This window comes from Kitasatospora sp. NPDC059973 (assembly GCF_042737525.1).
Taxonomy (GTDB): domain Bacteria; phylum Actinomycetota; class Actinomycetes; order Streptomycetales; family Streptomycetaceae; genus Kitasatospora.
Genome location: NZ_JBHWUI010000251.1, coordinates 1 through 8270, shown reverse-complemented (window position 1 = coordinate 8270; position 8270 = coordinate 1). Strand labels below are relative to the sequence as shown.

Annotated in this window: 8 protein-coding genes; 3 read left to right on the top strand and 5 right to left on the bottom strand. The window is 76.5% G+C overall.

What is annotated here, in order from left to right; translation table 11 throughout:
• Positions 1-133: 133 nt before the first annotated feature.
• Together ACFWA9_RS36725 and ACFWA9_RS36720 are read left to right on the top strand one after the other, a co-directional pair.
• On the top strand, positions 134-937 hold the full coding sequence (locus ACFWA9_RS36725; RefSeq protein WP_352295150.1) for an exodeoxyribonuclease III: 804 nt from the start codon (positions 134-136) through the stop codon (positions 935-937).
• A gap of 170 nt (positions 938-1107) precedes the next feature.
• Positions 1108-1722, top strand: a complete 615-nt coding sequence (locus ACFWA9_RS36720; RefSeq protein ID WP_380393482.1) for a hypothetical protein — start codon at positions 1108-1110, stop codon at positions 1720-1722.
• Between the two features lie 80 nt (positions 1723-1802).
• Here the strand turns inward: ACFWA9_RS36720 and ACFWA9_RS36715 are convergent, their stop codons facing one another.
• Positions 1803-2567 carry a lysoplasmalogenase gene (locus ACFWA9_RS36715; protein ID WP_380393479.1) on the bottom strand — a complete coding sequence of 255 codons (765 nt, stop codon included), beginning with the start codon at positions 2565-2567 and terminating at the stop codon, positions 1803-1805.
• 225 nt (positions 2568-2792) lie between these two features.
• Here ACFWA9_RS36715 and ACFWA9_RS36710 point away from each other — a divergent pair, with 225 nt between their 5' ends.
• Positions 2793-4484 carry a DUF2398 family protein gene (locus tag ACFWA9_RS36710; RefSeq protein ID WP_380393476.1) on the top strand — a complete coding sequence of 564 codons (1692 nt, stop codon included), beginning with the start codon at positions 2793-2795 and terminating at the stop codon, positions 4482-4484.
• Between the two features lie 121 nt (positions 4485-4605).
• Here ACFWA9_RS36710 and ACFWA9_RS36705 read toward each other — a convergent pair whose 3' ends face one another.
• The 4 genes from ACFWA9_RS36705 to ACFWA9_RS36690 form a co-directional block, all read right to left on the bottom strand.
• Positions 4606-4785 carry a hypothetical protein gene (locus tag ACFWA9_RS36705; protein WP_352294182.1) on the bottom strand — a complete coding sequence of 60 codons (180 nt, stop codon included), beginning with the start codon at positions 4783-4785 and terminating at the stop codon, positions 4606-4608.
• 120 nt (positions 4786-4905) lie between these two features.
• A complete protein-coding gene (locus tag ACFWA9_RS36700) occupies positions 4906-6543 on the bottom strand; it encodes a BCCT family transporter (RefSeq protein ID WP_359804330.1) in 1638 nt (545 codons plus the stop codon).
• Between the two features lie 163 nt (positions 6544-6706).
• Positions 6707-7093, bottom strand: a complete 387-nt coding sequence (locus tag ACFWA9_RS36695; protein WP_352294178.1) for a MerR family transcriptional regulator — start codon at positions 7091-7093, stop codon at positions 6707-6709.
• Positions 7094-7153: 60 nt separating this feature from the next.
• A complete protein-coding gene (locus ACFWA9_RS36690; protein WP_380393471.1) occupies positions 7154-7945 on the bottom strand; it encodes an alpha/beta fold hydrolase in 792 nt (263 codons plus the stop codon).
• Positions 7946-8270 lie beyond the last annotated feature (325 nt).

Here is an 8270-nt window from a genome sequence, read left to right as displayed (position 1 = left end):
GGGGGGGGGGGCGGGTGGGGGGGGGCCCGGGGGCCCGGGGGCCCACGGGCCTGTCGGTGCCGGGCGGTAGATTCGGGGTGGGCGTCCTGCCGGGCGCCCACCCTCGTCCGTACCACCGGGAAGGCCGCCCGCCGTGACCGTCCGCATCGCCACCTGGAACATCAACTCCGTCACCGCGCGGCTGCCCAAGCTGCTGGAATGGCTGGAGAGCGCCAAGCCGGACGTGCTCTGCCTCCAGGAGCTCAAGTGCTCCACCGACGCCTTCCCCTACGAGCCGGTCCGCGAGCTCGGCTACGAGACCGCCGCGTACGGCACCGGCCGGTGGAACGGCGTGGCCATCGTCTCCCGGATCGGTCTGGAGGACGTGGTGCGCGACCTCCCCGGCCAGCCCGGCTTCCTCGCCGACGGCGCCCTGCTGCCCGACACCGAGCCGCGGGCCATCGCCGCCACCTGCGGCCCGGTCCGGGTCTGGTCGGTCTACGTGCCCAACGGCCGCGAGGTGGACCACGCCCACTACCGCTACAAGCTGGAGTGGCTGGAGGCCCTGCGCCTGGCCTCGCTGGAGGACGCCGCGGGGGAGCGCCCCTTCGCCGTCCTCGGGGACTTCAACATCGCCCCGACCGACGAGGACGTCTTCGACGTGGCGGCCTTCGAGGGCCTGACGCACGTCACCCCCGCCGAGCGCGCCGCCCTCGCCGCCCTGGGCGAGGCCGGTCTGCAGGACGTCGTGCCCCGCCCGCTGAAGTACGACCGCCCGTACACCTACTGGGACTACCGCCAGCTGGCCTTCCCGAAGAACCGGGGCATGCGGATCGACCTCACCTACGCCAACAAGCCCTTCGCCGACGCCGTCACGGACAGCTATGTGGACCGCGAGGCCCGCAAGGGCAAGGGGACGTCGGACCACGCCCCGGTCGTGGTCGACCTGGAGCTCTGAGCCCGGCCGGGCCCGGCGTCACGCCCCGTAGCGGCGGCTCGCCCGAACGGGCCAGAGCGGTGGCCGGGCGCCGGGTGTGTGCCTACCGTCGGTGAATGACTGGGTGTGGTTGTTCGATCACGTGGACTTCGGAGTCCCCGGCCGCGCCCGAGAATCCCGGAGGTTCCGGTATGCGCCCCACGCGTACGGCCGCCGCCGCCCTGATCGGCGCGACGGTGCTGACCGGCCTGGCGGCCCCCCTCGCGCTGGCCCAGGACGGCGCCGCCACGGTCAGCCCGTCCCAGGCCGCACCGGGCCAGACCGTGACGGTCACGGTCTCCTGCGAGAAGTCCGACAAGCCCGACGCCAAGACCATCACCGCGAGCTCCCAGGCCTTCGAGGGCGGCCCGGCCACCCTCACCCTGGGATCGGACGGCCGGCACACCGGCTCCGCGCGGCTGGCGGGCAAGGCCGGCGGCGACAGCAAGGTCGACGGCACCTGCCCCGACGGCGCCGCCTTCTCGACCAGCGTCACGGTGACCACCGTCGCCGCGTCCTCCGGAGCCTCCTCCTCGCCCGGCCAGAGCCTCGGCGAGTGGGGCAAGGCGGCCGGGGAGTGGGCCGGCTCGCTCGGCCAGTCCGGTGCGGGCAGCCAGCAGGTCGCCCCGCACGGCGCCGTGCGGACCGGTCTCGGCGGCTCGGTCGCGGCCGACCCCGCCGAGCTGGCGGGCGGCGCGGCGCTGGTGGTCGGCGGCATCGGCGGATTCTGGCTGCTGCGGCGACGCGGCGGCGCCGGGTCCGCCTGAAGGCGCGCCCCGCACCCGGGGGCCCTCGGGCCCGCCCCACGGTGCCGCCGGACCGGTCGGTCCGGCGGCACCGGCCCGTCTCAGGCCGTCGCGGCCCGGGCCGCGGAGCCCCCGGTGACCCCGGCCGCCGTGGACGCCCGGGGAGCCCGCGGGGTCTCCGGCGCCTCCGCGGCCCGCAGGAGGCCGGAGGCCAGCAGGTACTGGGCCAGGAGGTACGTCGCCATGATCCAGAACTGGTGCCCGGGCAGCTCGCGCCACTGCGCGAGCTTGGTGGCGATCAGGGTGTCGGAGAGCAGGAAGAGCGCCCCGCCGAGGCCGGTGCGCCACCCCAGCCCGGCCGAGGTGACGGCGGTCGAGGCGAGCAGCAGGCTGTACCCGGCCACCGGCGCCCGGAGGCCGCCGAGGTCCGGCCAGAGCCGGCCCACCATCACGGCCCAGGCCGTCGCGTACGCGGCCGTGACGATCAGCGCCCGCCGCCGGTCCGTGAGCGCCCCCTGCCGGACGAACATCGTCACGTAGCAGACGTGCGCCGCCGCGAAGGAGCCCATCCCGGCCAGGAACGCGGTGTCGTCGCCGAGCTGGAGCAGGACGTCCCCGCCGCCGCTGAGCAGCAGCGCGGGCGCCAGGAGCTTCGGCGCCTCCCGCCCGGCCGCGGTGGCGGCCGTGACGCTGTGCGCGGCCAGCAGCGGCATCAGCGCCGGCTTGGTGGCGTGCCGCAGGGCGGGCGTGTCGGTGAGCAGCGCGCCCAGATGGGCCGCCGAGGTGGCGGCGAAGCCGGTGAGCAGCCCGGTGGCGGAGCGCAGGCGCCCGCCGAGGACGGCGCGGGTGGTGGTGCGGATGCTCATGCGGCGGTGTCCTCCGGTGGGTGGGGGCGGGCGGCCCGTTCGTCCGCACCCTAGGCGACCGGGTCCGTCCGGGGAAGGCCGGGTTACCCGTGAGTACTACCCGGGCGTAGGCCGGCGCGCGCCGACGGCCGGGGCCGCTCCGGCGGGGTACGCGCGGACCAATTCGCCGCGAGCTCCGGTTGGGGCCACCGGCGGTCGCGCCCACCGTCTAGTCTGGTCCACGACATGGAGCAGCAGGAGTACGCGGCCGGCACCACGCGGGTGGCCGGCGGCACGTCGGACGGGCGCACGGGCGGGGCGGGGCAGGGCACCACCGTCGCCGTCGTCGCCGTACGCGAAGCCGGTCCTGACGCTCCGCAGGAGACCGGAGGGGCTGTCCTCTCGCCCGATCCGGGGCTGCTCCGGCTGGCGCACTGGTTCGCCGAAGCCGATCCCGGGACCGCCGACGACCTCTGCGTCGCCACCTTCGGCCTCTACCCGGCCCGCCACTTCGGCGTCCCGGCCGAGCCGGTGACCGGTCCGGAGGCGGCGGCCGGTGACGCCGTCAGCTGGTGGCACGGTCCCACCGCGCACGCCCCCGCCGCGGTGCGGGTGCGCGAGCCGCGGCCGGCGCGCCGCCAGCGCCGGGCCCGGCGGGACGAGGGGGCGCTGCCCGTCGTCCGCTCAGGAGCCAAGCCGGGTCTGCCCGGAAAGCACCGCAAGCCCGAGCCGGCCCGCTCGGCCGCCGGCGCGCAGGACCGTTCCGCCGCCGCCGAGCGCCGGATCGCCGCCCGGCTGCTGCTCGCCCACCCGCTGGTCACCGCCTCCGGGCCGCACGCCGACGGGTTCCCGCTGATCCGGCGTCACCGCGACTGGCTGACCGGCCAGTTCGACACCCTGCTCGGCTACCGCCTGGTGGTCGGCCCCTGGCACGCCCGCCTCTACAAGGCCGGGCTCGGCCCCGGCGCCGCCCGCCGGCTCGAACACCCCGGCACCGGCGCGCCGTTCACCCCCGGCGGCTACGCCCAGCTCGCCCTCGCGCTGTCCCTGCTGGTGGACGCCCCCGAACGGCTCCCGCTCGGCCCCCTGCTGGCGGCGATGCGGGACGCCGCGCCCGGTCCGGCCGCCACGCCCGCCGACCTCGCGATGGCCCTCGCCGCACTGGCCGACTGGCAGGTGCTCGGCGAGATACCCGCCGACCGGAGCGCGGACGGCGTCGTCCTGACGGTCGACCGGGAGCTGGCCCGCGCCGTACCCGCGGGCCCGCCCGCCCTCGCCGACGACGCCGCCGACCTGATCCGCCGCGCCGCCGGGGCCGAGCCCGGCACCGCCGTGCGCCGCCGCCTCGCCGAGACCCCCGCCGTGCTCGCCGCCGACCTGCCCGCGGACCAGCGCGACTGGCTCGACCTCCACCGCCGGACCGGCCCGGCCGCGCTCGCCGAGTTCCTCGGCCTGGAGGCCGAACTGCGGGCCGAGGGGGTCGCCCTGCTCGACCCCGCCGACGAACTCACCGACCTCGCCCTGCCGGGGGCCGGCACCCTCGCCCAGGCCGCCCTGCTGCTGGTCGAGCGCCTGGTCGAGGAGGTCCGCCCGCTCCCCGGCGAGGCCACCGGCGCGGACGTCCCGATCCCGGACGCGCTGATAGACGGCGTCCTCGGGGACATCGCCGACGAGTACGGGCTGCCGGCCGGCTGGCGGCGCGACTACCTCGCCGACCGCACCGCGCTGCGCCGCGACGCCCTCGACCTGCTGCACCGGATGGGCCTGATCACCCCCGCGCCGCGCGGCACCCGGCCGCCGGGCTGGCTGCTGCGCGCCCCCGCCGCCCGCTTCGCTCCGGCGCCCGATCTGCGTCCGGCTCCGGGGACGGGCCGGCACTCCCGCCGGGAGGCCCCGGTGGCGGCCCCGGCCGGCCCCCGGGCGGAGCAGCGGGCCTGAGCGTCACCGCCCCGCCGTCGAGCGGGTCGCGCGTCGGGAACGACAGAAGCACCGCGTCCGTGGCCGGTGGGCCGGACGGCGGTGCCTGGGGTCGGGCGCGGAGGGCGGCGGGATCAGCGGGTCATCGTCGGGCGGTGGCCGCCGTGAGCGGGCCGTGCTGGGCGGCTTCGACGGTGGCTCCCACACCGAGCGTGCCGAGGGCGATGGAGGCGAGCACGGCGGCACAGGCCAGGAAGCGGCGGTGGCGCTGCGGGAGCGGGAAGCGCGGATCCTGGAGGGTCGCCGGAGGGTTGGCGTTCATGACAGGGAGCGTTCCAGGGCGGCGTGAACGAGCGGTACGCGCGGGTGAAGTCCGGATGGGGGCCAAGCGTCGGTTCGTGCCGGATCCGCCCCGCCCCGGGGCGGGGCGGATCCGGGGCGGTCACCGGGACGGCGGTCGCGGCCCCCGCCGGGCGTCGGCCATCGCCTCGCCGACGGCCACCCGGACGGCGTCCCGCAGGCCGTGCGCGGCGTGGAACCGCGAGGGGCCGGCCGCCGGATCCTCGCGCAGCTCCTTCACCAGGGCGACGCAGAGCAGCAGCATCACCACCACGAACGGCAGCGCGACCAGGATGGTGGCGTTCTGCAGCGCGGTGAGCCCGCCGGCCAGCAGCAGCGCGGCGGCGACCCCGCCCATCAGCACGCCCCAGACCACCACCAGCCAGGTGCGCGGGTGCAGCGAGCCCCGGCTGGAGAGCGAGCCGAGCACCAGCGAGGCGGAGTCGGCACTGGTGATGAAGAAGGTCATCACCAGCAGGACCGCGATCACGCTGGTCACCGAGCCGAGCGGGAGCGAGCGCAGCATCTCGAACAGCGAGGCCTCGGCGCCCTGGGGGATGGTGGCCACCAGGTCCGCCTCGCCGGTGGAGTTCAGCCGGATCGCCGTCCCGCCCATCACGCAGAACCAGACCACCGTCGCCCCGCTGGGGACCAGCAGCACGCCGGTGAGGAACTGCCGGATGGTCCGGCCGCGCGAGATGCGGGCGATGAAGGTGCCGACGAACGGCGCCCAGGAGAGCCACCAGGCCCAGTAGAAGATCGTCCAGGAGCCGAGCCAGCTCTCGTCGGTGAAGGCGCCGGTCTGGGTCGACATGGCGACCAGGTCGGAGAGGTAGCCGCCGACGGTGGACGGGATCGCGTCCAGGACGAAGACCGACGGGCCGAACACGAAGACGAAGAGCATGATCAGCGAGGCCAGCACGACGTTCGAGGTGGAGAGCCACTTGACGCCCTTGTGCACGCCGGAGAAGGCGGAGAGGACGAAGGCGGCGGTCAGCGAGCCGATGATGACCAGCTGGGTGCGTTCGGTGTTCTCGACGGAGGAGATGAAGCCGAGGCCGTCCGCCACCTGGAGGGCGCCCAGGCCGAGGCTGGTCGCCGAGCCGAAGACGGTCGCGAACACCGCCAGCAGGTCGATCGCCCGGCCGGGCCAGCCGTTCGCGCCGCGTTCGCCGATCAGCGGGACGAAGGCGGCGGAGATCCGGTTGCCCCGGCCCTTGCGGAAGGTGGTGTAGGCGAGCGCCAGGCCGCCGACCGCGTAGATCGCCCAGGGGTGCAGGGTCCAGTGGAAGAGCGAGAACTCCAGCGCCTGCTGGGCGGCGGCCGGGCTCTGCGGCTCCAGGCCGGAGCCGGGCTGCGGCGCGGCGTAGAGCTGGAGCGGTTCGCCGACGCCGTAGAACATGAGGCCGATGCCCATGCCGGCGCTGAACATCATCGCGACCCAGGCGAGGGTGGAGAACTCCGGCTCGTCGTCGTCGCGGCCGAGCCGGATCCGGCCGAAGCGGCTGAACGCGAGCAGGACGGTGAGCACCAGGAAGACGTCGGCGGCGACCACGAACAGCCAGCCGAAGTTGTGCAGCACCCAGCCGAGCGCGGTGTCGGACGTCCGGCCGAGCGAGTCCTCGGCGAAGACGCCCCAGGCGACCACCCCCAGCACCAGCACGGCACTGACGCCGAACACCGTGCGGTCGACGGGGAGGGTCGCGGCGGGTTCGTCCGGGCCTGGTGGCTGGCTGCTCATGAAGGTCCCTCTCCTGGCGTACTGGACGGTCGGCGACACGATCGGAAAATGGATACATGTCGTACTATGTCCAGTCCTCGGGGGTGCCGGGGGCAGGGCACGCCGGGGAGAGGCGACCGGACGGGCCGTCAGGGCGAGGACCGGCGCGCCGGGCGGCGGGTCGTCAGGCGGCCGCGTACGCGCGGGCGGAGGGCCCGGTGGCCGGGGCGGCGGTGTCCAGGTACCCGGCCAGGGCCTGCCGGCTGCGGGTCAGCTCGGCGATCCGGGTGTCGAGTTCGGCCAGCTCGCCGCGGAGGGTGGCGAGCAGGTCGGGGCAGGCCTCCAGGGCCGGGACGGGGCCGCTCGCGCACGGCAGGATCTCGGCGATCACCCGGGTGGACAGGCCCGCCGCGAGCAGGCCGCGGATCTGCCGCACCCGGATCTGGTCGCCCTCGCGGTACTCGCGGTAGCCGGCGGCCGACCGGTCCGGTTCGAGCAGCCCCTGCTCCCCGTAGTACCGCAGCAGACGGGTGGACACCCCGGTCAGGCGGGCGAGTTCTCCGATGCGCATGACCGGGCGAACGCCCGTCCGGGCCGGGCTGTTCCCGGCCCGGACGCGGCGGGGCCGTCGCTACGCCGGCCGACCGGTCACGAAGTCCAGCAGCAGCGCGCGCAGTTCGGGCAGGCGCTCGACCACCGGGAGGTGCCCACTGGCGAGTTCGACCAGCCGGGCGCCCGGGATGCCCTCGGCCAGGGCGCGGTGCTGGCTCGGCGCGACCAGCATGTCCTCGGTGGTGCTGATCACCAGCGTCGGCACGGTGACCCGGGCCAGGTCGCCGCGCACGTCCACCCGGCCGGCCAGGCCGAACTGCTGGCGGTAGCCGGCCGGGACGGGGGCGAGCAGGGCGGCGCGCAGGTCCGCGAGCTGCTCGGCGGTGAGCGCGTCGACCCAGGTCTCGCCGAAGGCGACCGCGAGCACGAAACGGGCCAGCAGCTCCGGGTGGTCGGCCAGGCCGGCGGCCAGCTCGGCGGTGAGCCGGAGCCGGTGGTCGCCGCCGGCCACCCCGGCGAGCAGCAGCAGCGAGCGGACCCGGGCCGGGTGCCGGGTGGCGGCGCGGACGGCGACGGCGGCCCCGAGCGAGTACCCGGCCAGGTCGAAGCTCTCCAGGCCCTCCTCGACGGCGGCGGCGACCAGCCGGTCCGCCAGCTCGTCGAGCGAGGGCCCGGCCGGCTCGAACGGGGTGTCGCCGGAGCCGGGGAAGTCGGGTGCGACGACGGTGCGGTGGGCGGCGAGGTCGTCCAGCAGCGGCCCCCAGTTGTCCCGGGCGCTGCCGCCGGCGCCGTGCGCGAGCAGCAGGCCCGGGCCGGAGCCCCGGACGATCCGGGCCAGCGCGGGCGGGGTGGCGGGGGACGGCTCGGTCATGGCGGGGCTCCTGTTCACCTGGTTGGCTCGGTGACCGGCACGCTAGGAGTTCACACCGGTGTGAAGGTCAAGTCCGGTGCGGGCCGAACCGGCCGCGCGGCGTCGATCGGCGGGATCGGCGGACGCGACACGGTTCGCGATCGTATGATCCGGGCGTGACCGGAGGCCCGAGCGCCGCGAGACCGACCGGGCGGACCGCCGCCCCGGTCCGGAGCGCCGCTGCCCGCCGGGCCGTCGCCCGCCGCGCCAGACGCACCGACCGCTGTCGCTGAGCCCCGCCCGCGCGCGCCGCGCCGGGCCGGAGCGGGCCCGCGCCGTCGGCGCC